We start from the raw sequence: 23146 nt of genomic DNA, 5'->3' as shown, positions 1-23146 counted from the left end.
GCACCCGTGATTCCCAAGCTCAGAGCGCGGGTTCGATTCCCGTCATCCGCTCCATTGCAAAGCCCCAGGTCGACGACCCGGGGCCTTTTTATCGTCCGGGCGGGCCGATTGAAGAACCCGCACGACTCGCGCACCGCATCTGGCGGTCAATTGACGCCATTCGTTTCTGGGCGTTCCGGTGGATTCCGCGTCCGGCGGTGTACGTGAGGCCCTGAGCCGGAGGGACGGGCGGCGAACGGGCTCGCACCGAGGCCATATTCGGGCATCCGCATCCCGGGCGGTGATGACTGCACTACCGGCAGTTGCTAGGTTCGTGTGACTGTCGTACTGCCGTGGGGGGTGGGGCGTATGGGGATCTTCGGGGATGCCGTCAACTCGGTCGGTGACGGCCTGGAGCACGGCTACAACGCGGTGAAGAAGAAGGCCGGGGCGGCCATCGACAAGGGCGCCCATATCGTCGGGGACGGCCTCGACCATGTGGGTCTGGATGATGCCGCGGACTGGGTGGAGGACAAGGGCGACCACATCGCCGACCACCTCGGCGCGCACGTGGCCGAGCAGCAGTTGGGTCAGTCCGAGGAGCCGGACGAACTCCTGCACGGGGACGCAGGGAAGATCCGCGAAGTGGTCCTGCACCTGGCGAAATTCGCGATGGCCTTCGACTCCGGGCACACCGGCCTGTCACATCTGGACCCCGGGAACTGGGAAGGCTTCGGCGCCGACGCCTTCCGGAAGATGTTCAAGGCCCAGCCCGCCAAGTGGGCACATGCCGCCACCGCCTGCGCCCAAGCCGGGCTCGCCCTGGAGACCTACGCCGAAACCGTCGACTGGGCCAAAGGCCAGGCCAGGGAAGCCGTCCGGCTGTGGAAACAGGGCGCCGCCGCACGCAAAGCCGCAGCCGACGCCTACAACACGGCCGTCGACACCTACCACGACGACGTCAAGGCATACAACGACAAGGTCGACGACGGCAAAGACCCCGGCACCAAACCCGTGGCACCGGCTGCGTTCATCGACCCGGGAGCCAAGGACAAGCAGGCCGCCCAAGACACCCTGAACGCCGCCCGCAAGCAACGCGACAGCGCCGCGTCCGCAGCCGAGGCCAAAGTCCGCGAAGCGACCAAGCTCGCTCCGGCGAAGCCGGACTTCACCGACCGGATGCACAACGACCTCGGCGACGTCGGCAAAGCCGCACCCATCGCAGGCGAGCACTTCGCCGGCGGCCTCGTCCGCTCACTCACCGACCTGGACAAGTTCGCCCGCGGCCTGAACCCGATGGACCCCTACAACCTCACCCACCCCGCCCAGTACCTCACCCACCTCAACGCCACCGCCGCCGGGCTGGTCGACATGACCCAGCACCCCGAACGCCTCCCCGGCATCATCCTCGGCACCGGCTGGGGCTCCGACGGCTCCGAAGCAAGCGGCCGCCTCATCGGCAACATCCTCCTGGCCATCGCCACCGACGGCGGCAGCGCCGCCGGCAAAACCGCAGCCGAAGACGCCGCCAAGAACGCCGCCAAGGACGCCGCAGAACAAGCCGCCAGGGGCGGCGCCCGCGCCGCAGCAGAAGACCCCGCCAAAGCCGCCATCGAGCAAGCGGCGAAGAAGTGCGTGACCGACCCGATCGACGTCGCCACCGGCGACATGATCCTCGCCCAGACAGACATCACCCTCCCCGGAACCCTCCCCCTGGTCCTGGAACGCACCCACACTTCGTCCTACCGGGTCGGTCGTTTCTTCGGCCCCAGTTGGGCCTCCACGCTCGACCAGCGCCTCGAACTCGACGACCAAGGCGTGGCGTTCGTCGCCGCCGACGGGTCGATCCAGCTCTACCCGGTACCGCAAGCCGACGTCCCCACCCGGCCCAGCCACGGCCCCTGCCGGCCCCTGCAGTGGGACGGCAACCCCGGCTCACCCCTGCGCGTCACCGACCCCACCACCGGCCAGACCCTCCACTTCACCGCCGTCCTCGGCACCAAGGCCTCCCCGGGCGGCCCCACCCATCTCCCCCTTACCAAGGTCAGCGACCGCAACGGCAACAGCTGGACCATCACGCACGACAAGACCGGCGTCCCCTCGGATATCCACCACACCGGCGGCTACCACCTCACCCTGGACGCCCATGACGGCCGCATCACCGCCCTGCGCCTCCAGGACCCGGCCGAGCCCGATCAGCCCGGCACACTCGTCCGCCAATACGGCTACGACGCCGCCGGCAATCTGTCGCAGGTAATCAACTTCTCAGGTCTGCCGCACCAGTTCGCCTATGACACCGCCGCGCGCATCACTTCCTGGACCGACCGCAACGACACCACCTACGCCTACACCTACGACCACCGCGGCCGCTGCGTCGCCACCCACGGCACCGACGGCTACCTCAGCAGCACCCTCGCCTACGACGAGACGACCCGCACCACCACCTTCACCAACTCCCTCGGCCACACCACCACCTACCAGCACAACGCCGCGCACCGTCTGGTCGCCGAGACCGACCCTCTGGGCAACACCACGACGCAGGAGTGGGACCCGGCCAACCGCCACCTCACCGCCGTCACCGACCCTCTCGGCCGCACCATCCGCTACAGCTGCGACGAGGCCGGCAACGTCACCGAGGTCACCCTCCCCGACAGCACCACTGCCTCCGCCACCTACAACGACCTGGGCCGGCCCGTCCAGATCACTGAACCCGGCGGCGCCACCTGGACCCACACCTACGACGACGCCGGCAACCTCCTCACCACCACCGACCCCACCGGCGCCGTCACCGGTTACGTCCACGACGCGCAAGGTCACCTCGCCGCCGAGACCGACCCCCTCGGTCACACCCACCACTACCAGCCGAACCCCGCGGGCCTCCCCACTGCTGTCACCGATCCCCTGGGCCGCAGCACCCGCGTCACACGCGACACCTTCGGCCGCCCCACCGCCGTCACCGACCCGCTCGGCCACACGGTGCGCATGGCGTGGACACTCGATGGCAAACCAGCCTGGCGCGAGGCCGCGGACGGCGCACGTGAGACATGGACCTGGGACGGTGAAGGCAATCTCACCGCCCACACCGACCAGGCCGGCCACACCACTTGCTACGCGTACACGCACTTCGACCTCGCCGCCACCCGCACCGACCCCGACGGGCGCATTTACTCCTTCGCCTACGACACCGAACTACACCTCACCGCGGTCACCAACCCGCAGGGGCTGACCTGGACGTACACCCATGACCAGGCAGGACGCCTCACCGCCGAGACGGACTTCAACGGCCGCACCCTCACCTACGCCCATGACGGCGCCGGGCAACTGGTCGCCCGCACCAACGGCGTCGGCCAGACCATCGCCTACACCCGCAACCCGCTGGGCCTGGTCACCGAACAGCGCGCCACGGACGGTGAGGCTGCCACGTTCGCCTACGACTCTGCGGGACTGCTCACCGCGGCCATGAACGCCGACGCCACCGTCACCTTCGAACGCGACGCGCTCGGCCGCGTCCTCGCCGAGACCGTCAACGGCCACACCACCCGCTACACCTACGACCTCGCAGGCCACCGCCTCAGCCGCACCACCCCGTCCGGCCACACCTCCACTTGGACCTACGACCCCGCCGGACGCCCCACCGGCCTGGAATCCCTCGCCGGCGCCCTCACCTTCGGCTACGACGCCGCCGGCCGCGAGACCGAACGCCGCATAGGCGACGGCCTCCGCCTCACCCAGAGCTGGGACACAAGCAGCCGTCTCACCGGGACCGCTGTCACCAACGCTGCCCACGGTCAGGCCGACCACCTCCTGCACCACCGGACCTACACCTACCGCGAGGGCGGCTACCTCACCGAGATCCACGACCTCCAGGACGGCACCCGCCGTTACGACCTCGACCCCGCCGGCCGCGTCACCACCGTCCACACCCCCCACCGGGCCGAGACCTATGCCTACGACAGCGCCGGCAACCTCACCCACGCCCCGGAAGCCGGGTCCGAGACCCCCACCACCCGGGAGTTCACTGGCACACGCATCCACCGGGGCGCCCGCACCACCTACGAACACGACGGCCACGGCCGCCTCACCCGCACCACCCTCCGGCTCCTCAACGGCCAGAAACGCGTCCGCACCTACACGTGGAACACCGAAGACCGCCTCACCAGCACCACCTCAGGCGACACCACCTGGCGCTACCGGTACGACCCCCTCGGCCGCCGCACCGCCAAGCAACAACTCGCCCCCGACGGCAGCGTCCTCACCCGCACCGACTTCACCTGGGACTCCACCCAGCTCACCGAACAGACCACAGCCGACACCACCACGACCTGGGAATACCCCCCTGGAAGCCACACTCCCCTCACCCAGACCACCCGCACCTCCGACGAGGCCCAGTTCTACGCAATAGTCACCGACCTCGTCGGCACCCCCACCCACCTCCTCAACCCCGACGGCACCACCGCCTGGCACGCCACCCCCGACCTGTGGGGATCGCCCCCGCAGCCCTCCTACAACGAGCCCGCCGACTGCCCTCTCCGCTTCCCCGGCCAATACGCCGACGAGGAGACCGGCCTCCACTACAACCATCACCGCTACTACGACCCCACCACCGCCCGCTACCTCACCCCCGACCCCCTCGGCCTCCGACCAGCCGACAACGACTACGCCTACGTCCCCAACCCCACCCACTGGATTGACCCCCTCGGCCTCACGCCGTGCATCCCGTACGGCCCGGCAACGGAAAAGGTCCAGAATGTTCTTGATAGGGTCAGATCCAAAGGCTCGCCATTTGCCGGATACAAGGGCGGCGCTCCGTTCGGGAATACCGGGGCGAAGGGTGGGCAGATGCTCCCAACGGTTGACCCCGCGGGGACGGCCATCACGTACCGAGAATGGGATGTCAACCCGAAGATCAAGGGTGTGGATCGAGGCGAGGAGCGACTCGTAACCGGTTCGGACGGATCTGCCTACTACACCGCAGACCACTATCAGACTTTCATTCGCATCCCGTAAGTAAAGGAATTTGGGATGGCAATCCGATCAAACCATTTGACCCACCCCTCCCCGCCCTGGGTGGTCAAAGCCGACCTAGATGACGTCACCGCCAGGAACTACATCCAAGACGCCGGGGGCTCGGGGGTGGTTGTCGAATTCCAGGGCGGGGATGCGAGGACGCTCGACTCCTTCTTCTCGATGGTTTCCAGCAGATTGGATTTTCCTGACTATTTCGGCCGGAACTGGCCGGCCTTGAAAGATTGCCTGACCGATCTCGAATGGCTTCCAGCAGACTCCTACTGCCTGGTGTTCCGGAGCAGCGACTCGCTCTTCGCCGACGAACCGATCGAGCGCCGAGCCTTTCTCGATACAATGAAACTGAGTGCCGAAGAGTGGGCGGCTCCGGTAGCACTGGGCGAGTGGTGGGATCGTCCGGCGATCCCGTTTCATGTCGTCATGGACCTCGGGATCGCCGAGTGGGACGCCGACCAGGTTGCCGAGGTCGGCGAACTCGCCTCATAAGTGGACCGCGCGAAGGTCGGTCGCCGACCCTGGCGAAGCCTCGCCCTGGGCTCGGCCACCGGACCACACCCGCACCACACCCAGCGGTACGGAACGGTCAGCCACGGTCGCCAACGGCACCGCTCCGATGCGCGCTTCGGGACCGAACGTGCCGCTGACCAGCACGCATGCCGCCAAGGAACCTGTGATTCCCAAGCTCAGAGCGCGGGTTCGATTCCCGTCATCCGCTCCAATACGAAGCCCCAGGTCAGCAGCCTGGGGCTTATTTGTTGTCTAGCCCAATTCAAGGACCGCGCACCACTTGCGCACCACATCGGGCGGTCAATTGGCGCCACGAGGCGTTCGAAATCGGAGTCTCGAATGCTCATACGAGACAGTTCTCGAATTGCGAGACGGACTTCATGTGACGTGCACCACTAGCCTAAGCGCTCAGCAAACACGGACAGTTGGCCCTCTCGATTCGGTGACCGCGCCCTTCCATCAGCAAACTCCCTTATATACGTGGACAGTTGACCTTCCGAGAGTGCACGCGGACACCGCGGCGCCAGCCACGCAGTGTCGCGACGGAGGACGTTCGGGGGCCGACACGGCTGCGTGTCGGCCGGCAACACCCCGAAGCGCGCTCTACCGCGACGCGCTCCGCCGCCGGCCACCGCGTCAGCTGCGCACCGGCACTGGCGAGTCGGCCCATCTCCAGGCCCGGTGTCCCACCGGAGTCGACCCCCGGACCCCCGGAACGCAGCGCACGAGGCAGAACGCGACGCCACAAAACGGCGTGCTGGTCCGCGTCCCAATGGTCAACGGCTTTGCGCGTGAATTACCCGAGGAGTTCATTCGAAACGGCTGCGGAATCCCGGCCCAGAGCATGCAGTTCCGATCCCGCAAAAACAGTGAGTACATCCGCCCACCGAACGATCCAACCGGGGAGGCGAGGCGAAAGCCCGGTCCACCTCAGCGAGCGTGTCAGGCAAGTACGCCCTCCGACCAACCGTGTCGAAGGCAGGGTAGCTGCTCCACCGAGGCTGCTACGGGTTGAAATCCCAGGGATTGATCACCGCGGCGCCTGTGCGCTCAAGGTGCTTGATGTTGCGGCTGGCCACGGTCCAGCCGTTGGCCGGCGCGGTGGCGGCGATGAGGGCGTCCGGCGGGTCGATGCTCGCGCCGGCGGCCTTCAACGCCTTGTGGACAGAGAGATAAGCCGCCGCCTCGGGCTCGCCGATCGGAGCGATGCGGTCCCGGTATTCCGGCCGGGCAGCTGCGAGGATCTCGGCGTACCGGGCTTGCCGTGCGGGGTCCGGGGTCGCCGCTACGCCGGCTTCGATTTCAGCGATGGTGATGACGCTCAGGAAGCGGTCGGGGCCGCGCGGTCGAACGCAGCCAGGCCACGACGCGGGGATCGGGCCGAAGTCTCGTGGTGAGCTCCGCGACGACGTTCGTATCGAGCAGGTAGATCACCGATCGCCTGCCTGATCATCGTCATAGGAGCACGCCCCGAAATCCAGTCCTTCGAAGGGCCTCGACAGCAGGAACTCCTCGAAGCCGTCGGTAGCCAATCGGACCCACCGGCTCAGCATCTCCGGCAGCGCCTCAAGCTCGGTGTCGGCGAGCTCCGCATCGAAGTGGCGGGCCTGGTCCTCCGGCAAGGACTCCCGAATGTCGCGGATAGTCCGCAGCGGATGCGCCGTACTCGCGGACCCGAACGAGCGCGGTACACCGCCAGGTGCAGTGGCCGTGCTCATCCCCTTCGCCGCACGCGGGCTGCCGTCTCGCACCAGGTTAAGGGCACCGGTCACCGCCAGGGGTGCGATCGCCGCAGAGGCGAACCCCGGGCGGAGCACCGCAGCACCAATGCCGCACCAGTAGCAGGGGTACGCCAAGGCCAACCGGAGACAACGCGCACCCCATGGCCCCTCACCTCCGGTCTTTATCGGAGTCCCTGCTTGGCATCAGGCGGTCGGCAGGCGACACAGCGCTACGTGCCCGACACCGTGACGGTGCTGGTCCTGCTGCCGCTGGCGAGTTCCTGGGAGCGGTAGGCGGTCGTCGTCGCGAGGCAGGTGCTCGACTGCGGCGAGGAAGTCGTGGAAAGCCCGGTCGGTGCGGGTGGTGTCGGCGGTGGCGTCGAGGTCCATGAGGAGACCGCGGATGACGGCGAGGACAAGCGTCGCTAGCTCCGGCCGGCCGATGCTGCGCAGGCCGTCCTCGAGCGGCCCGAGCCAATCGGTCGTGGCGGTACGCCGGAAGTCGGGCCACAACCGCTGCACTGCGCTCTCGCGCAGCTGACTGAACATCTGCAGGTACGGCCGCCCGTCCAAGCCGGTGATCGAGGTCCAGGCGCGCTCCAGGGTGACGGTGTAGGGCTCGTCGGGTCGCACTCGCAGGAGGTCGCCGAACGCGTCGAGCTGACGTTGGCGCGCGTGCCCGAGGACGGCCCGCAACAGTGCGTCGCGGGTGCCGAAGTGATAGATCAGCATGCGGGCCGACGTGCCGGTGGCGGTGGCCAGCGGCTCAAGCCGGTCGGGGAGGCCGTGCGCGAGGGCGTAATCGGCGCAGGCGTCGAGCAGCCTGTTCTTGATGTATGGCTGCGGTCGTCTGCCCATGGCGACATCTTTTCCCGTAACGGCGGCTACGTCTAGCGTTGATCGAAAGGCAGTCAAGGCAGACGTGGAGGTAGCGATGAGGGTCGTGTTCGTGCATGGGGCGTGCGTGCGGGACGGGTCGTGGTGGTGGCACCGCACCGCCGAGCTGCTGCAGGAGCGAGGGGTACTGAGCGTGGCCCCGGCGCTGCCGAGCTGCGGCGAGGCGGGCCTGCCCGGAGGCGCCGACGGTTCGGGGCTGTCCGAGGACGTCGCGGCGGTGCGGCAGGCGCTGCTGGACAGCGCCGAGCCGACCGTTGTGGTCGCCCACAGCTACGGCGGCATCGTCACTGCGGAAGCCGCCGCGGGCATCGGGTCGGTACGCCACCTGGTGATGGTCTCCAGTTACCTGCCCGAGGTCGGGCAGAGCCTGTCGGAGTTCGGGGACGGCAGCCCCGCCCCATTCCTCGACGTCGACCCCGGCGCCGGCACCTTCGGGGTTCGCCCCGAGCTGCTCGTGGACACATTCCTGCAGGACTGCGCCCCCGAGGTCCAGACGCAGGCGGCGGACCACCTGGCCCGGCAGAGCGCGAAAGTGATCGGGCAGCCAGTCGGGGCGGCCGCATGGCAGCAGGTGCCCTCGACCTACCTCGTCTGCGCCCAGGACCGGGGCACCCCGCCGCGCCTACAGCGCGAGTTCGCCCGCCGGGCCGGCAACGTGGTCGAACTCGACGCCGGCCACCACCCATTCCTGTCCCAGCCCGCCGCCGTCCGGGACCTGCTGATGAGCGTGTGACGGCAGCAACCGTCCGCCGAAAATCCAGTGCCGCCCCTCCAGGGCGCGCTGAAGGGCGCGTTCGGATGCCGTGGGGTCCTCCGCTACTTGCGCAAAGCCTCCAGGCCGGCAGCTCTCGCCCCGCGTGTCGGCGGCAAGAAGAGCGGTGGCTTCGGGTGAGGTGACGATCCGACGCGCGGTCTCTTCCGGGTCCTACAAGGGCCTGCCCGCCCCGGCGGTGCCCTCCGCTCGGCGCTGTTCATGTGCGTCCGAGCCGATGCGCGGGCTGCCTTCACCTCCGGGTGAACAACCGCGTCCAGGACACGCTTCAGTTGCAAGTCCAAAGAGAATTCTGCTCTGACACTCATGCGACGACTCTGACCGAAGGGTCCGGCGCCTTTCACCTGCAGAGCACATGGTGCCACAGGGTGCTACCGCGGACTCATCTCAGCGCAGCCCGAGATCACCCAGCGCGACCTGCGCAGTCGGTCCAAAGAGATCATGGACGCCGTCCAGGGCGGCCAATCCTTCACCGTCACCCGCGACGGGCACCAGATCGGGGAGCTGATCCCGCTACGCAGGCGCCGGCGGTTCGTCCCGCGCTCGGAGTTCGCCGCATGTCCCGCACCGCTCGGCATGCCCCCCACCGGCTCCGCGCACGGACCCGGCCGCGAATCCGGTGAACCGCCTCGGTTTCGCCGGAGATGTCGAAGACCTCACACCGACATCCGCAGCCGTGATGTCCGGTCCTTGCGTCTCCGTTCTCCTCGCCGTCGGTCGGTGCCTGTCCCTCCGCCCAGCGTGATTCTCCGGTCGCCGGCACACAGAGGATCTTGCCGAACCGGCATGCAGACGGGCGCCGCCGTACGGATCAAAGAAGCGGAAGGAAATACCTGGACATCCACGGGGAGACGGCCTGGCACCTAGGTGGGAGAGGCAGTAGCGTCCCGCGAGGTACACGTAGTTCCGACAAAAGTACGGTCCCGCACCGCTCGTTCGCTTCCCGAACGGGTCCCCCCTCGCTGGAGCCGCAATGTTGAGACAGTTACGTCGCCGATGGATCGGCCTGCTGCTCGCACTCCCGGTGCTCGTGACCGGCCCCCTGTCCCTCCCCGCCTCGTCTGCCGAGGCCCCGCTCTCCACAGAGTCGCGGGCCGTCGCCTCGGCGATACCGCTGGAGGAGATCACCGCGACCACCACCCAGGTCGCCTCCGGCCTGAAACGCCCGACGGCCCTGGCCGCACCCGACGACGGCACAGGGCGGCTGTTCATCACCGAGAAGTTCGGAACGGTTCGCGTCTACGACCCGGCCACCGGGCTCGCCTCCGCCCCACTGCTGGACATCACGTCCCAGGTGGACTCGTCGGACAACGAGCGCGGACTGCTCGGCATCGCCCTCCCCCCGGACTTCGTCCAGAGCCAGCAGCTCTACCTCGCCTTCACCGCGCTGCCCGACGGCGCGGTCACCCTGGCCCGCTACAGCCTCGCCGACGCGCGCCTCGAGGTCCTGCTGCAGCAGCCGCACGCCGACTACACCAACCACAACGGTGGCCAGCTCGCCTTCGGCCCCGACGGCAAGCTGTACTGGGCCATCGGCGACGGCGGTGGTGCCGGTGACCCCTTCGACAGCGGGCAGCGGACCGACACCCTGCTCGGCAAGATCCTCCGCCTCGACGTGAGCCGCAGTTGCGGTGCGCTCCCGTACTGCATCCCCGCGGACAACCCGTTCGCCGGTGTCGCCGGCGCCCGCGGCGAGATCTGGGTGTGGGGCGCCCGCAACCCCTGGCGGTTCTCCTTCGACCCCGCGGACGGGTCGATGTGGGTGGCGGACGTCGGCCAGGGCCTGTGGGAGGAGATCGACCACCTGACGCGCGACGAGCAGCCCGGAACCAACCTGGGCTGGTCGTGCTACGAGGGGCCGCAGGTCTTCGACGCTTCCCAGTGCTCGTCAGGTGCCCGCTACCGCGCCCAGGACTTCTACTACTCGCACTACACCGGCAGCTGCGCGGTCATCGGCGGCCAGGTCTACCGCGGCCGGCAGTTCGCTGACCTGGCCGGCGGCACGTACATCGCCACCGACTACTGCACGTCCACCATCTGGGCGCTGCGCCCCGACAGCAACGGCGTCCTCCGTCAGGCCGCGATTGGCCAGATGCCCACCCAGGTGACGGCGTTCGGGTCCACCCCGCAGGGCGAGCTCTACGTGGTCAACGACCTCCCCGGCGGCCTGCACCGGGTTTCGTTCGCGCACACGACGCCGACCTGCCAGGTCGCCGTCACGACGAACGTCTGGGGCACCGGCATGGCCGTCTATCTCACCGTCACGAACAGGGGCACAACCCCGATCAACGGCTGGGCGCTGGAGTTCCCGCTGCCCTATGGGCAGGCTGTCATCTCGGACTGGAACACCACCCTGACCAACATCGGCGACCTCTACACTGCGTCCGACTCCGGATACAACTCGGCGATCCCGCCGGGCGGCTCCATCACCCTGGGCTATTTGGCCTCCCACACGGACGACCGGTCCGCACCGGGCCGCTTCCTTCTCAACAAGGCGTCCTGCGCACGTACCGGAAGCTGAGGAGACAGGGAACCGGCTGACGTCGGTACCACGGCAAGCTGCCGTGGTACCGACGGCCGTTCCCCGTCAGTGCCGCCGAGCGACAGGGCTCACTGGTCGCCGCGACGGCGAACGCACGCCTACGCTCTACCGCCGGCACCGGGTCCATCCCCGCGGGCGCGGAGAGGGGTCATCCTCGGCCTCGCCGCCGGGTCCGTCCCCCAGGCATGGATCAGCGCCGAGGCCGCCCTGGGCGGCGAGCCGCCGCACCACTGCCGCACCAGATAGAGCCTCGCCGGCCGCCTCGTGACGCTCGGCGCACACGCGTTCGTCGAGCCCGGCCGCGACCCCCCTCTGGCGTTCCAGCGGTGAGTGCTGGTGGATCAGGGCGGCCTTCTCCGAGGACCGGTCGACGCGGACCATGGCGTCCTTCAGGGTGCCGCCCGATACGAGGACTGCCTTAACGTCGGGATGAACAGCAACATCCAGGACACGCTTCAACTGCAAATCCAGAGAAAAATCCGATCTGACACTCATGAGACGAGTCTGATCGCCGGGTCTGACAGTTCGGCCCCGAAGCCGCCCGGACGCCAGACTCCCGGTTGCAACCACGCCCGGAGCGACCTTGAGAACCCCGTCGCCTACGACCGGCTCGCGGCACGCAGTGCTACAAGGTGCTACCGTGGAGGAATGGCAGCGCAACCCGAGATCACCCAGCGCGACCTGCGCAACCGGTCCAAAGAGATCATGGACGCCGTCCAGGGCGGCCAATCCTTCACCGTCACCCGCGACGGGCATCAGATCGGGGAGCTGATCCCGCTGCGCAGGCGCCGGCGGTTCGTTCCGCGCTCGGAGTTCGCCGCCATGTCCCGCACCGCGTCGGACGTCTCCTTGGAGGCGTTCCGGGCCGACCAGGACGCCACCGCCGAGCAGGAGACGGACGACCCCTATGCCCGCTGAGTACGCCCAGGGCCTGCTCGACACCAACATCGTCATCCTGCGCAAGTGGCTCGACCCCGCGGAACTCCCCGCAGAGGTCGCGATCAGCGCCATCACCCTCGCCGAACTCTCCGCAGGGCCTCACGAGGTGCGCAGGAACGAAGAGCAGAGCGACTACGACGAGCACGCGGAACGCGGCCGGCGCCTCGACATCCTGCAACGCGCCGAGAACGAGTTCGACCCCATCCCCTTCGACACCGAAGCCGCCCGCATATACGGCAGAGTCTGCGCCGCGGTGATCGGCGCCGGACGCAAACCCCGCCGCCGCGTCGCCGACCTCATGATCGCCGCCATCGCCATCGCCGAAGAACTCCCCCTCTTCACCACCAACCCCGACGACTACAAGGGCCTCGACGGCCTCCTCACCGTCGTACCCGTCACCCGGCCCACCGTCCTCCACGACCGGTAGGGCTTGCCCGCCGCACCACATCCACACCACGCACAGCGGTACGGCGCGGTCAGCCACGGTCACCAACGGCGCCGACCACATGGGAACTTCAGGGCACCCGGCAGCGTGCATGAGGCCCTGAGCCCGTGGAGGGGTGGGCCAACGAGAATGCGCCGAGGACATGCTCAGGCATCCGCGTCCCGGGCGGTGATGACTCCACTGCCGGTGGTTGCTAGGTTCGGTGTGACTGTCGTACTGCCGTGGGGGGGTGGGACGGATGGGGTTCAGCCTTCGGAAAGCCGTCAACAGCGTCGGGGACGGCATCGAGCACGGCGTCGACAAGGTCAAGAAGAAGGCCGGCGAGATCATCGACGACGGCGCCCATATCGTCGGCGACGGGTTGGAACATGTCGGGCTCGATGACGCAGCCGACTGGGTCGAGGACCACGGCGACGCCGTCGCCGACCACCTCGGCGCACACGTCGCCGAGCAACAGCTCGGGCAGACCGACGACCCCAAGGAACTGCTGCACGGCGACTCGGGGAAGATCCAGGAAGTCGCCCTCCACCTCGCGACGTTGTCCAAAGCGTTCGAGACAGGCCACACCGGCCTGGCCCATCTCGACCCCGGCGACTGGGACGGCCTGGGCGCCGAGGCGTTCCGGGCCAGGTTCAAGACCCAGCCGCCCAAGTGGGCTCATGCCGCCACCGCTTGCCACGATGCCGCCTCCGCCCTGCTGACGTACGCCGACACCGTCGACTGGGCATTGGGCCAGGCCAGGGAGGCGGTCCGGCTGTGGAAGCAGGGCCAGGCCAAGCGCAAGGCGGCGGCGGATGCGTACAACTCGGCCGTCGACCAGTACCACGACGACGTCAAGGCCTACAACGACAAGGTCGACAACGGCAAAGACCCCGGCACCGAACCCGTCAAGCCGGCGGACTTCACCGACCCCGGCGCCAAGGACAAGCAGGCCGCGAAGCACACCCTCGACGCGGCACGCAGGCAACGCGACAGCGCCGCCGCCACAGCCGAGGCCAAGGTCCGCGAGGCAACCAAACTCGCCCCGCCGAAACCGGACTTCACCGACCGGATGCAGAACGACCTCGGCGACGTCGGCAAAGCCCTCCCCATCGCAGGCGAGCACTTCGCCGGCGGCCTCGTCCGCTCACTCACCGACCTGAACAAGTTCGCCCGCGGCCTGAACCCGACCGACCCCTACAACCTCACCCACCCCGCCCAGTACCTCACCCACCTCAACGCCACCGCCGCCGGCCTGGCCGACATGACCCAGCACCCCGAACGCCTCCCCGGCATCATCCTCGGCACCGGCTGGGGCTCCGACGGCTCCGAAGCAAGCGGACGCCTCATCGGCAACATCCTCCTGGCCATCGCCACCGACGGCGGCAGCGCCGCCGGCAAAACCGCAGCCGAAGACGCCGCCAAAGGCGCCGCAGAGCAAGCCGCCAAGAACGGGGCACGCGCTGCCGCCGAAGACCCGCTCAAGGCCGGCATCCGCAAGGGCGCGAAGGACTGCGTGGGCGACCCGATCGACGTCGCCACCGGTGACGTGATCCTCACCCAGACCGACGTCACCCTCCCAGGGACCCTCCCCCTCGTCCTCGAACGCACCCACCTGTCCTCCTACCGCACCGGACGCCTCTTCGGCCCCTCCTGGGCCTCCACCCTCGACCAGCGCCTCGAACTCGACGAACGAGGCGCGGTGTTCGTCACCGACGACGGCGCCCTCCTGCTCTACCCGGTGCCGGAGCCGCACGTGCCCGTTCTGCCGGTCGCGGGACCCCGCTGGCCGCTGGAATGGGACGGCGCCCCCGGCGGCCTCCTCCGCATCACCAACACGGACACCGGCCATACCCTCCGCTTCAGCGCCGGGCCAGGCGCCCCGACGCCGGCTCGCGGCCCGATGCTGCTGCCCCTCACCGACGTCAGCGACCGCAACGGCAACAACTACGCGATCACCTATGACGACGCCGGCATACCCCGCGAGATTCGCCACTCCGGGGGATACCACGTCGCGATCGACACCGCCCGGGGCCGCGTCACCGGGCTGCGCCTCCTCGGGCACGACCGGTCCGATGTCCGGGTACGCACCTTCGGGTACGGCTCCGGCGGGCATCTCAGCAAGGTCGTCAACTCGGACGGTCTTCCTTATCGGTTCACCTACGACCAGGCCGGCCGCATCACGTCCTGGTCCGACCGCAACGACACCGCCTACCACTACGCGTACGACTCCCGCGGCCGCTGCGTCGCCACGCACGGGGCCGACGGCCACCTGAACAGCACTCTCGGCTACGACGACGCCACCCGCACCACCACCTTCACCGACTCGCTCGGCCACCAGCACACCTACACCCACAACACCGCCTACCGCCTCATCGCCGAGACCGATCCGCTCGGCCACACCACCACCCGGCAGTGGGACGCTGAAAACCGGCTCACGGCGATCATCGACCCGCTGGGCAGGGCGACGCATTTCGGCTACGACGGCCCTTCGCACACGCAGCCCTCGGTCATCACCCAGCCGGACGGCACGTCCGCGACAGCCACCTACAACTCCTGGGGACAGCCTCTCGCCGTCACCGGTCCGGGCGGCGGCGTCTGGCGGCACACCTACGACGAGCGCGGCAACCTGGCGTCCCTCACCGACCCCTCGGGAGCCGTGACGAGTTACACCTACGACTCCGCCGGCGCACCCCTTTCCGTCACCGACCCCCTCGGTGCCACCGAGCACATAGCGACGGACGAGGCGGGGCTGGCCGTGTCCGTCACGGACGCCCTGGGGCAGCGGACGGCTGTGGAACGTGACGCCTTCGGCCGCGTCGTGGCGACGACCGACCCCTTGTCCGTCCGCACCGAACAACGATGGACGGCAGAGGGACTTCTCGCGTCCCGAACCACAGCCGGCCAGGAGACGGAGTCATGGGAATGGGACGCGGAGGGCAACCTCCTCGCCCAGACCGGCTCTTCAGGCGCCACGACGTCGTACGTCTACGGCCCCTTCGGTCTCCCGGTCTCCCGCGTCGATCCCGACGGGACCCGCTACGACTTCGGCTACGACACCGAGTTGCGCCTGACGACCGTCACCAATCCCCAAGGTCTGCAATGGCGCTACGAGTTCGACCCCGCCGGGCGGCTGACCGCGGAAACCGACTTCAACGGCCGGCTCCTCACCTATGAGCACGATGCCGCGGGTCAGCTGACCGGGCGCGTCAACGGTGCGCGCCAGCGCCTGGAGTTCGTCCGCGATCTCCTCGGCCGCGTCGTGGAGCAGCGCGCGGCGGACAGGACCGTCTCCACGTTCACGTACTCGCCGTCCGGCCACATCGTCCGGGCCGCGAACGAGCACACCGCTGTCCGCATCGAGCGGGACCCGCTGGGCCGCGTGCTGCGCGAGGAGACCGGAGACCGTGCCATCAGCAATACGTACGACGCCACGGGCAGGCGCGTCGAACGCCGCACGCCGTCCGGCGCCGTTTCGGTATGGACCTACGACATCGCAGGACGCGCCGTCGCGCTCGACAGCGGCGCGGGCACCCTCGGCTTCGAGTACGACGCGGCAGGCCAGGAGACGGTGCGCCGTCTCGGCGCCGCCGTCGCGATCAGGCAGGGCTGGGACGCGATCGGCCGGCTGACAGACCTGGAGGTGAGCGCCCGGCCCTCGTCGGACGGCTCGGCGGTCCTGCGTCGACGCTACGCGTACAGCGGCAGCGGCGCCGTACGGGAGATCGCCGATCTTCACACCGGCAGCCGACGGTTCACTCTCGACGCGACCGACCGTGTGACAGCCGTCAACGCCGCCGACTGGCAGGAGTCGTACGCCTACGACGCTGTCGGCAACGTGGTGCGATCGGCGTTCACCGGCGATAAGGACGACGAGAACGCCCATTCCGCGCGGGGCACGCTCGTGCACGCGGCCAGACGCCACCAGTACGCGTACGACGGCCAAGGGCGGCTGATCCGGCACGACCACCGGTTGCTCAACGGCCGGCGCAGGACGTGGACGTACACCTGGGACGCCGAAGATCGGCTTGTCGGCGTCTCCACCCCTGACGGCAGCCTCTGGCGCTACCGCTACGACCCCTTGGGGCGGCGTATCGCGAAGGAGCGAATGGGAGACGCCGGCCAGGTGCTGGAGCGCACCGAATTCACCTGGGACGGCACACGGCTTGCCGAGGAGAGCAGCGGACCACGGCACAGGACCTGGGAGTACGCGCAGGAGAGCCACCGGCCGCTGGCCCAGCTCACCACGCAGGACGAATACGACCTGCGCTTCTACGCGATCGTCACCGACATCGCGGGCGCCCCCACCGAACTCCTCGACGAGTCGGGGGTCGTGGTGTGGCGGCTGCGCACCACCCTGTGGGGCGCAGGCAGCGGCTCCGGGCCAGAGGACTGCCCTCTGCGCTTCCAGGGCCAGTACCGGGACGGCGAGACGGCGCTCCACTACAACCTGCACCGCTTCTACGATCCGACCACGGCCAGTTACGTCTCACCGGACCCGCTGGGCCTGGATGCGGCACCCAACCACCATGCATACGCTCCCAATCCGCTGCTCTGGGCCGATCCGCTCGGACTCTCATGCGATCCCGCCGGTCCGGGCAACGCCGCGAACTACGCGAAGCAGTTGCGCTACCTCCAGCAGGCGCAGAAATACGGAAAGGGGGGCATCCGAGAACTCCAGGACGGGCGCATCCGGTTCTACGGTCTGGTCGCGGAGGCGAAAACACCTGGTGAGATGCTCGGTCGGCGAGTGGTGCGCGAATGGGACCCGGCGACGGACTCCACCCGCATCTGGCAGGAGACCGTCGACCACTCCGGTAGGGTCCGTATCGTCCGCCCGGACGTCAAGGTGACCGGAGGAAAAAAGGTCCATTACCTCTTCGACGCACAGGGCAACTTCATCGGAACGTTCTGACGACACCCACGGCTATGAGAGAAAATGGACGATCGCCTTACCCACCAGATCAAGACGAGGCTGGAATCGCTGGTGAACGATTCCACCGCCGATGTCTCCGGGATCGCCGACTGGGCGCTGGAGACGATGCAGGGTGACGACCCGCTGCTGGAACAGGAACCCGTCTGGCGCGCGCTCGACGAGTTGAGCGGCGCCGACTCGATGACCGGCCCCGGGAGTTTTCTGTACGGCCCGGCCGACTTCCGGGCGTGGCTCGAGGAGTTCACCGCGTCCTGCCCGGACGTATGAACCTCCGCCTGCCCGCGGCACAGACGTCGACTGACCGGCGCCCGGCCACCGGGCTCAGGTCAAGAGACGTCTTAGAAGCCGTATAGCCGCTGCTGTCGATCAGGCGGAGCTTGGCGGTGCTGAGCGGGTCGCACGGCCGCACCGCATCCGCACCACGCACAACGGTACGACACGGTCACCAGCAGAAACGCCCCCAGTGGGCACGTAGGCCTGCACGTGCCGCTGACCAACGCGGACGCCGAGAAGGCACCTGTGATTCCCGAGCTCAGAGCGCGTTTGAGAATAATTCAGGGGACTCTCCGTAGGGTTTGGGGCCGGGGCGGGTGGCGGGCCGTCCGCGAGTGAGCCGGCGAAGTGTCACGTCGGCCACGGCCCAGCGGATCATCGTTTCGGAGTGGGCGGGGTCGCGTTCGTAGTCGCAGGCCAGGCGTCGTCGCATGGTGATCGACACACATACCCTGACCCTCGAATTATCCGGGACTCTAGATGACCATCGGCGAGACGGACCTGGTGGGCCTCGTCACAAAGATCGTGTCCGCCTCCCCTGAGGATCGCGAATACGGCGCCAATACGTGCAGCGACTGGTCGTCCTTGTTCGACCAGGACGAGGCGGATCTGCTGGTGAGGATTCTCGCCCTGACAGCAGCGTCAGAAGATCAGGAGACGATTCGTGAGATCCAGTTGCACGCCCTCCTACGTATCGATGAACACCTGCTGGTCCGTCCCGAACTCCTCGCACCCCTGCGAAGGCTGTTCTCTGCCCAACTCGACGAGGAGCAGGCCGACTACCTGACGGAGTTGGGCGTTCGCCCATGATGCTGACGGTCTGAGACCTGGGGAAGCGTGCGGTACCTGCAGAACAGAGTGCCGTCCGGCCCCCCCTTGTCACGACCTCGCCCTTGAATTCCCGTTGTGCCGCATCGCGCACGACTGCGGGCTACGCGTTACTTACTCAGGCGTGAAGCACTTCTCCATCGACAACGAGCACTCCACCGACTGGATGCCCGTCGATACCGTGCTTCTCGACGAGATCCTTCCGGACGGGGACGGCGGCTGCGTCCATGAGCTCGCGCTCACCGACGTGGTGATCACCATCCGCTGCGAGGACCTGCGAGCGGTAGCGCGCAGACGGGTGCCCGACGACAACGACGGACTCGTCCGCGGGCAGCCGGTTCATGGAACTCGACCTCAACGGCCGCATCGTCTCGGTACGGGCGCAGGACTGGTCCGAGACCTACGCCTACGACCGCGCCGGAAACCTCGCGTTCGCCGAGTGGTCCGCGCCGGACAGCCATGAGGCGCAGGGTGACAGGTCCGTCAGCGGTACGAGGATCAACCGGGCCGGACGCACGAACCTCTTCTACGACGCGCAGGGACGTGTCATCCGACGGTCGGTGAAACTCCTCTCCGGCGGTAGGCGCGAGTGGCACTACGCCTGGTCGGCCGACGATCGGCCGACCGCGGTGATCGATCCGCACGGCGGACACTGGCGGTACCGATACGACCCGTTCGGACGCCGGATATCGAAGGGACGTGTCCACGTCGACGACTCCGTGTTCCAGCGGACCGACTTCTCCTGGGACGGGTCCCGGATCGCCGAACAGTACGCCGATGACGGTGTGACGACCTGGAACTGGGAGCCGAAATCCCACCGCGGGCTGACGCAGACAGAACACCGGTCTCCCGCCGATGCGCCCCAAGCGGAAATCGACGAGGAATTCTATTCCATCATCACGAATCTCGCCGGAGCGCCGACGGAACTCCTCAGTGCCGATCCGCTGGGACTGGCACCCGCCCCGAACGACTACCCCTACGTCGCCAATCCTCTCGTGTGGATCGACCCGCTCGGTCTGGCCTGCGGCGACCCCGGCTTCGACGAAGTCCGAGCACGCGCCCTTCGGGACGCTGGGGTGCCCGAGGGTCAGGCGCCGCTGGAAGTCAGGGACTGGGTACCATCCACTGGACCTGAATGGCAGGGCAGCCCACAGCTGTTCGACGCGGACCACCGGCCGATCTATTTCCGGGAGGAGGACCATCTGACGGATTCCGGTGACCTGATCACGTTCCAGGACCACTGGACGGGACATCGCTCACCCGGCGAACCCGGATACCAGCGGCCTCATGTCCATGTCCGGCCATTCGACGATCCGTGGAACGGGCAACTTCCAGGAGCCGAGGAGCATTACTACTATGACCCCAGCCTGGGCCGGACTGGTCCGCAACCTGGCGGTGCTCACTGACTTCTACACGTCTCCCCCGCCGCTCGAACCCGTCAAGGTGAGGTCCCTGTACCTCGATCGCCGCGGTCCGACACTCACCCTGCGACTCGATCTTCCGGGCTTCCCGGACCGGCCGCGCCCGGAGTGGGAGCAGAACGGCTGCGACACGTTCCAGTGCCAGCTGCAGTTCCTCGCCGTGGACGACTTCAAGCTGCGCGGCTGGAACCCCCCGGTGACGGGGTCCCTGGACGTCGAGCCCAGGGAGGAGCGGAGGGTCCTCGTGCTGCTCGGCGCGGACGGCACCCGCCTCACCTTCTCCAGCAGCGACTCCCTCACCGTCGGAAAGATGAGCGCCTACCGCGCCGCCCCCGACGGTATGGACCACGGCCGCCATTACTACGTCGGGAAGGTCGACCAAATGCGATACAGCGTCCTCCCCGACCCGGGAGAGAAGACCTTCTATGGACGCGTCTGACTGGCTGCGGCTCACGGACAACCCGGAGTCCCTGGCGCCCTTCTGCACCCGCCCGCCCGACCTGGCGTCCTTCGACCTCTTCTCCGTCCATATCGACGAGCGCGACACCGGCCTGACGCTCGGATTCGCGCTGGACTCCCTGCCGGGACGACCGCCGGCGGAGTGGACGGCAGAAGGACTCAACGCCTTCGAGTTCTTCCTCACCTTCGAAGGAATCGCCCACCTGCACATCAACGGCTGGTCCGGCTCCCACGCGGATGCGGTGACCCTGACGGCGGGCGCGTCCGGCGGAATTCGTACGGAGATCCGTGGAGACGGTCTCTCGGCGTCCTGGGACGCCCGCCGCGTCCGCGTCCTGAGGACCCGGGCCTACTCCGCCTCACGCCACGAATGAATACCCGCCCCCGACATCGTCCCCGCCCTGGCCGCACGAGCGCCCAAGACGTCGCCTCCGACGACATCACTCGACCGCGGTGTCCGCCATCAACTGCCGTGGCGAGCCCCCGACGGATATCCGCAGGTGTTCATACCGAACGGGCAGCAGACCCTGTCTCCGGGGGAAGTCACCGACATGAAGAACTGGGACAAGAATTGATCGACATCGCCCCCGGGAACCCGGATGCCCTGTACCCCTACGAGAACCTGCTGCCGGTGGTCGAACTCCTCATCGCGAACGGCAACCGATTCACTGCGGCCGGGGATGGCTTCCAGCGCCAGCCCCACGGCTGGGTGTGCGAGTTGGAGCTTCCCCTGGACTTCGACCTGCTCACCCGCGAAGTGACATTTCCCCCCATCATCAAGGCCGGCCCACAGGGCGACGGCGTCCTGGACATGGGCACCTGGTGCCTGATCTCGGGTCCGGGCGAGCGGGCCAGCAGGATCGTGATGCCGAAGCAAGTGGAGTGATCCCGTGCGGGGCCAGGCCAAGGACGGACGCGACAGGATCCGCAAGACTCTTCAGCGCGAGATCGCCCAGCCGCCAGACACCATCACAGAACGCGGCATTGAGGTATTGCTCGCAAAACACAAGGAGGTCACGAGGGAACTCGATCGCCTCAAGGGATTCCTGCACTCCATCGGACACTAATGCACGCCCGTGCCAAGAGACGCCATCTCATCCAACGGGCATCAATTCGCACATGCCTTCAGAAGGGATGCACTGGTGACTCGGGTCACTTTTGATCGGAATCTCTCCATCGAGACACTCGAAAGCGATCGGTGGCCGGATCCCCCCGGCGAGTCAACTGCCATGGTCCGGAACGTGTATGAACTCCGGCGTCAGCCCATCGGCGCTCTGAGCCCCTGGGACCTGGCCCGCCTCATCGGACAGGGGGTGGGTCTGCCCTGGGCACTTCCGCTGGCACTGGAAATCCTGGAGGAAACAGCACCGCGACTTGCAGAAGGTGGATTCTACGATGACGACCTGTTGTCCGCCGTGGTCCGGAGGGACCCCGCCACATGGTCCGATTTCCCAGGAATCGCACGGCAGGTCGAGGAACTACTGCCTGAACTGACCGGCCTGTCCCCGGACCTCCAACGGGCCGCAGAGAGATTTCTGAGTTCACGGGGCCGCCCGTGATGCGCATCTGGCCTGGCCGGGTAGGCGGGTTGCAGCACCACCGCCCGCAGGGCCGGGAACGCACGCTCCCTCGCCCGACCCACCGTGCTACGACGTGCAGAACGCCCGCCACGAGCGTGCCTCTCCCTGCGCGCATGCCCGATCAGCGGGATCGAGGCGCAGCCGTGATGTCGTAGGCGACCAAGGTGTGCAGGCCCCGCTGAGCCGGCGGCCGGGCTTCCCCGAGTCCCCACCGGTTGAAGAGCCCCAATGCCGGGTGAAGCACACCCAGTTGCAGCATCCTCACGTACCGGGCCCTTGGGACTTGCCGCCAGCCGACTCTCCGTGAGCCGGTCAGCAGCCACCGTACTGGAGACACGGCGCAACGGGTCCGGCCCACACCCGTAGCCAGCGCTCTGGAGCGCCTCAGCACCGTACGCATCGCCTCGACCAACATGCCGCGCGCTTCGCGAGCAGACCGCCACACCTTCCGGTACTCGCCCGAGTCCGATTCGTACCCGGCGACCACCGCGTCATGGAAGTCGAGCACCGCGAGAGCGGCCCTGCCGGCCCTGCCGGCCTTGCCGAGAACGGACAGCGAGCCTGAACTGCGCGTCATCACCCGCGGCGGCGCCCCGCGATCTGGGCGCCACCCCGACAAGGCCGTTTTCACGTCCCGAGGCCACGATCTTCCTCGCTCTCACGGAACATCAGGCGATCATCATCGGAATCACGGATCCGGCCGGTAAAGATCGCGAACTGCGCCCGGAGTTTCAGCGGAGCGGATCACTCCGGAATACAACTGGGGCCAGGTCCGGGGAGGAAGTGACATACCGGATCCGCTTCCCCGCGGGCGCCCGAGATCAAAAAGTGGTCGACTCGTCC

Annotated in this window: 20 protein-coding genes and 1 pseudogene; 16 read left to right on the top strand and 5 right to left on the bottom strand. The window is 68.0% G+C overall.

From position 1 onward, the window contains the following. Positions 1–348: 348 nt before the first annotated feature. Positions 349–4986 carry a putative T7SS-secreted protein gene (locus NFU81_RS40900; protein ID WP_274036793.1) on the top strand — a complete coding sequence of 1546 codons (4638 nt, stop codon included), beginning with the start codon at positions 349–351 and terminating at the stop codon, positions 4984–4986. 15 nt (positions 4987–5001) lie between these two features. After that, positions 5002–5490, top strand: a complete 489-nt coding sequence (locus NFU81_RS33210) for a barstar family protein (RefSeq protein WP_251498588.1) — start codon at positions 5002–5004, stop codon at positions 5488–5490. 1025 nt (positions 5491–6515) lie between these two features. Here the strand turns inward: NFU81_RS33210 and NFU81_RS33205 are convergent. From NFU81_RS33205 to NFU81_RS33195, 3 genes are all read right to left on the bottom strand, one after another. Continuing rightward, the gene (locus tag NFU81_RS33205) at positions 6516–6812 is read right to left on the bottom strand and encodes a PIN domain-containing protein (RefSeq protein ID WP_251498769.1); all 297 of its coding nucleotides are present in this window, start codon (positions 6810–6812) and stop codon (positions 6516–6518) included. Positions 6813–6941: 129 nt separating this feature from the next. Beyond that, positions 6942–7133: a hypothetical protein gene (locus NFU81_RS33200; RefSeq protein WP_251498586.1), complete on the bottom strand. Its 192-nt coding sequence runs from the start codon at positions 7131–7133 to the stop codon at positions 6942–6944. 303 nt (positions 7134–7436) lie between these two features. Next, positions 7437–8090, bottom strand: coding sequence for a TetR/AcrR family transcriptional regulator (locus NFU81_RS33195; RefSeq protein ID WP_251498584.1), 654 nt, complete (start codon positions 8088–8090; stop codon positions 7437–7439). Positions 8091–8166: 76 nt separating this feature from the next. Here NFU81_RS33195 and NFU81_RS33190 point away from each other — a divergent pair, with 76 nt between their 5' ends. From NFU81_RS33190 to NFU81_RS33180, 3 genes and pseudogenes are all read left to right on the top strand, one after another. Then, the gene (locus NFU81_RS33190) at positions 8167–8862 is read left to right on the top strand and encodes an alpha/beta fold hydrolase (protein ID WP_251498582.1); all 696 of its coding nucleotides are present in this window, start codon (positions 8167–8169) and stop codon (positions 8860–8862) included. A gap of 423 nt (positions 8863–9285) precedes the next feature. Continuing rightward, a pseudogene (locus NFU81_RS33185) lies at positions 9286–9459 on the top strand (type II toxin-antitoxin system Phd/YefM family antitoxin); the annotation flags it as partial. 415 nt (positions 9460–9874) lie between these two features. Further along, positions 9875–11422 carry a PQQ-dependent sugar dehydrogenase gene (locus NFU81_RS33180; RefSeq protein ID WP_251498579.1) on the top strand — a complete coding sequence of 516 codons (1548 nt, stop codon included), beginning with the start codon at positions 9875–9877 and terminating at the stop codon, positions 11420–11422. Positions 11423–11548: 126 nt separating this feature from the next. Here NFU81_RS33180 and NFU81_RS33175 read toward each other — a convergent pair whose 3' ends face one another. Then, the gene (locus NFU81_RS33175; protein ID WP_251498803.1) at positions 11549–11938 is read right to left on the bottom strand and encodes a hypothetical protein; all 390 of its coding nucleotides are present in this window, start codon (positions 11936–11938) and stop codon (positions 11549–11551) included. Positions 11939–12091: 153 nt separating this feature from the next. On the opposite strand from NFU81_RS33175, the gene NFU81_RS33170 reads away from it, so the two are divergent. The 5 genes from NFU81_RS33170 (at position 12092) to NFU81_RS33145 (ending at position 18825) form a co-directional block, all read left to right on the top strand. Beyond that, positions 12092–12361, top strand: a complete 270-nt coding sequence (locus NFU81_RS33170) for a type II toxin-antitoxin system Phd/YefM family antitoxin (RefSeq protein ID WP_251498576.1) — start codon at positions 12092–12094, stop codon at positions 12359–12361. After that, positions 12351–12809: a type II toxin-antitoxin system VapC family toxin gene (locus tag NFU81_RS33165; protein WP_251498573.1), complete on the top strand. Its 459-nt coding sequence runs from the start codon at positions 12351–12353 to the stop codon at positions 12807–12809. Before NFU81_RS33170 ends, NFU81_RS33165 begins: the two co-directional genes overlap by 11 nt. Positions 12810–13065: 256 nt before the next feature. Further along, positions 13066–17721, top strand: a complete 4656-nt coding sequence (locus tag NFU81_RS33160) for a putative T7SS-secreted protein (protein ID WP_251498570.1) — start codon at positions 13066–13068, stop codon at positions 17719–17721. Positions 17722–17745: 24 nt separating this feature from the next. Then, positions 17746–18009, top strand: a complete 264-nt coding sequence (locus NFU81_RS33155) for a DNA-binding protein (protein WP_251498568.1) — start codon at positions 17746–17748, stop codon at positions 18007–18009. A gap of 486 nt (positions 18010–18495) precedes the next feature. Beyond that, entirely contained in the window at positions 18496–18825 is a 330-nt protein-coding gene (locus NFU81_RS33145; protein ID WP_251498565.1) for a hypothetical protein, read from the top strand. A gap of 136 nt (positions 18826–18961) precedes the next feature. Here NFU81_RS33145 and NFU81_RS33140 read toward each other — a convergent pair whose 3' ends face one another. Next, on the bottom strand, positions 18962–19186 hold the full coding sequence (locus NFU81_RS33140; RefSeq protein ID WP_251498564.1) for a hypothetical protein: 225 nt from the start codon (positions 19184–19186) through the stop codon (positions 18962–18964). Between NFU81_RS33140 and NFU81_RS33135 the strand changes: the two genes are divergently transcribed. The 6 genes from NFU81_RS33135 (at position 19185) to NFU81_RS41450 (ending at position 22282) form a co-directional block, all read left to right on the top strand. After that, positions 19185–20249 carry an HNH/endonuclease VII fold putative polymorphic toxin gene (locus NFU81_RS33135; protein WP_251498561.1) on the top strand — a complete coding sequence of 355 codons (1065 nt, stop codon included), beginning with the start codon at positions 19185–19187 and terminating at the stop codon, positions 20247–20249. The two genes, NFU81_RS33140 and NFU81_RS33135, sit on opposite strands and share 2 nt — an antisense overlap. Continuing rightward, on the top strand, positions 20200–20703 hold the full coding sequence (locus NFU81_RS33130) for an Imm50 family immunity protein (RefSeq protein WP_251498559.1): 504 nt from the start codon (positions 20200–20202) through the stop codon (positions 20701–20703). Before NFU81_RS33135 ends, NFU81_RS33130 begins: the two co-directional genes overlap by 50 nt. Then, positions 20690–21097 (top strand): Imm50 family immunity protein, encoded by a 408-nt coding sequence (locus NFU81_RS33125; RefSeq protein ID WP_251498556.1) that lies wholly within the window; start codon positions 20690–20692, stop codon positions 21095–21097. Before NFU81_RS33130 ends, NFU81_RS33125 begins: the two co-directional genes overlap by 14 nt. A 197-nt stretch (positions 21098–21294) precedes the next feature. Beyond that, positions 21295–21609 (top strand): hypothetical protein, encoded by a 315-nt coding sequence (locus tag NFU81_RS33120; protein ID WP_251498555.1) that lies wholly within the window; start codon positions 21295–21297, stop codon positions 21607–21609. 4 nt (positions 21610–21613) lie between these two features. Further along, complete coding sequence (locus tag NFU81_RS41455) at positions 21614–21790, top strand: polymorphic toxin type 28 domain-containing protein (protein ID WP_422665349.1); 177 nt, start codon at positions 21614–21616, stop codon at positions 21788–21790. A gap of 9 nt (positions 21791–21799) precedes the next feature. Next, a complete protein-coding gene (locus tag NFU81_RS41450) occupies positions 21800–22282 on the top strand; it encodes a contact-dependent growth inhibition system immunity protein (protein WP_422665348.1) in 483 nt (160 codons plus the stop codon). Positions 22283–23146: the final 864 nt, after the last annotated feature.

This window comes from Actinacidiphila cocklensis (assembly GCF_907177275.1).
Taxonomy (GTDB): Bacteria; Actinomycetota; Actinomycetes; order Streptomycetales; family Streptomycetaceae; genus Actinacidiphila; species Actinacidiphila cocklensis.
This window is presented reverse-complemented; position numbering and strand designations above follow the sequence as displayed.

What these genes read in the sequence shown, in the direction of transcription:
- NFU81_RS33210 (WP_251498588.1), top strand. Translation starts at nt 5,002, where the DNA reads ATGGCAATCCGATCAAACCATTTGACCCACCCCTCCCCGCCCTGGGTG.
- NFU81_RS33165 (WP_251498573.1), top strand. Translation starts at nt 12,351, where the DNA reads ATGCCCGCTGAGTACGCCCAGGGCCTGCTCGACACCAACATCGTCATC.
- NFU81_RS33130 (WP_251498559.1), top strand. Translation starts at nt 20,200, where the DNA reads ATGACCCCAGCCTGGGCCGGACTGGTCCGCAACCTGGCGGTGCTCACT.
- NFU81_RS40900 (WP_274036793.1), top strand. Translation starts at nt 349, where the DNA reads ATGGGGATCTTCGGGGATGCCGTCAACTCGGTCGGTGACGGCCTGGAG.
- NFU81_RS33135 (WP_251498561.1), top strand. Translation starts at nt 19,185, where the DNA reads ATGGAACTCGACCTCAACGGCCGCATCGTCTCGGTACGGGCGCAGGAC.
- NFU81_RS33145 (WP_251498565.1), top strand. Translation starts at nt 18,496, where the DNA reads ATGACCATCGGCGAGACGGACCTGGTGGGCCTCGTCACAAAGATCGTG.
- NFU81_RS33140 (WP_251498564.1), bottom strand. Translation starts at nt 19,186, where the DNA reads ATGAACCGGCTGCCCGCGGACGAGTCCGTCGTTGTCGTCGGGCACCCG.
- NFU81_RS33155 (WP_251498568.1), top strand. Translation starts at nt 17,746, where the DNA reads ATGGACGATCGCCTTACCCACCAGATCAAGACGAGGCTGGAATCGCTG.
- NFU81_RS33195 (WP_251498584.1), bottom strand. Translation starts at nt 8,090, where the DNA reads ATGGGCAGACGACCGCAGCCATACATCAAGAACAGGCTGCTCGACGCC.
- NFU81_RS33125 (WP_251498556.1), top strand. Translation starts at nt 20,690, where the DNA reads ATGGACGCGTCTGACTGGCTGCGGCTCACGGACAACCCGGAGTCCCTG.
- NFU81_RS33160 (WP_251498570.1), top strand. Translation starts at nt 13,066, where the DNA reads ATGGGGTTCAGCCTTCGGAAAGCCGTCAACAGCGTCGGGGACGGCATC.
- NFU81_RS33170 (WP_251498576.1), top strand. Translation starts at nt 12,092, where the DNA reads ATGGCAGCGCAACCCGAGATCACCCAGCGCGACCTGCGCAACCGGTCC.
- NFU81_RS33180 (WP_251498579.1), top strand. Translation starts at nt 9,875, where the DNA reads ATGTTGAGACAGTTACGTCGCCGATGGATCGGCCTGCTGCTCGCACTC.
- NFU81_RS33175 (WP_251498803.1), bottom strand. Translation starts at nt 11,938, where the DNA reads ATGAGTGTCAGATCGGATTTTTCTCTGGATTTGCAGTTGAAGCGTGTC.
- NFU81_RS33190 (WP_251498582.1), top strand. Translation starts at nt 8,167, where the DNA reads ATGAGGGTCGTGTTCGTGCATGGGGCGTGCGTGCGGGACGGGTCGTGG.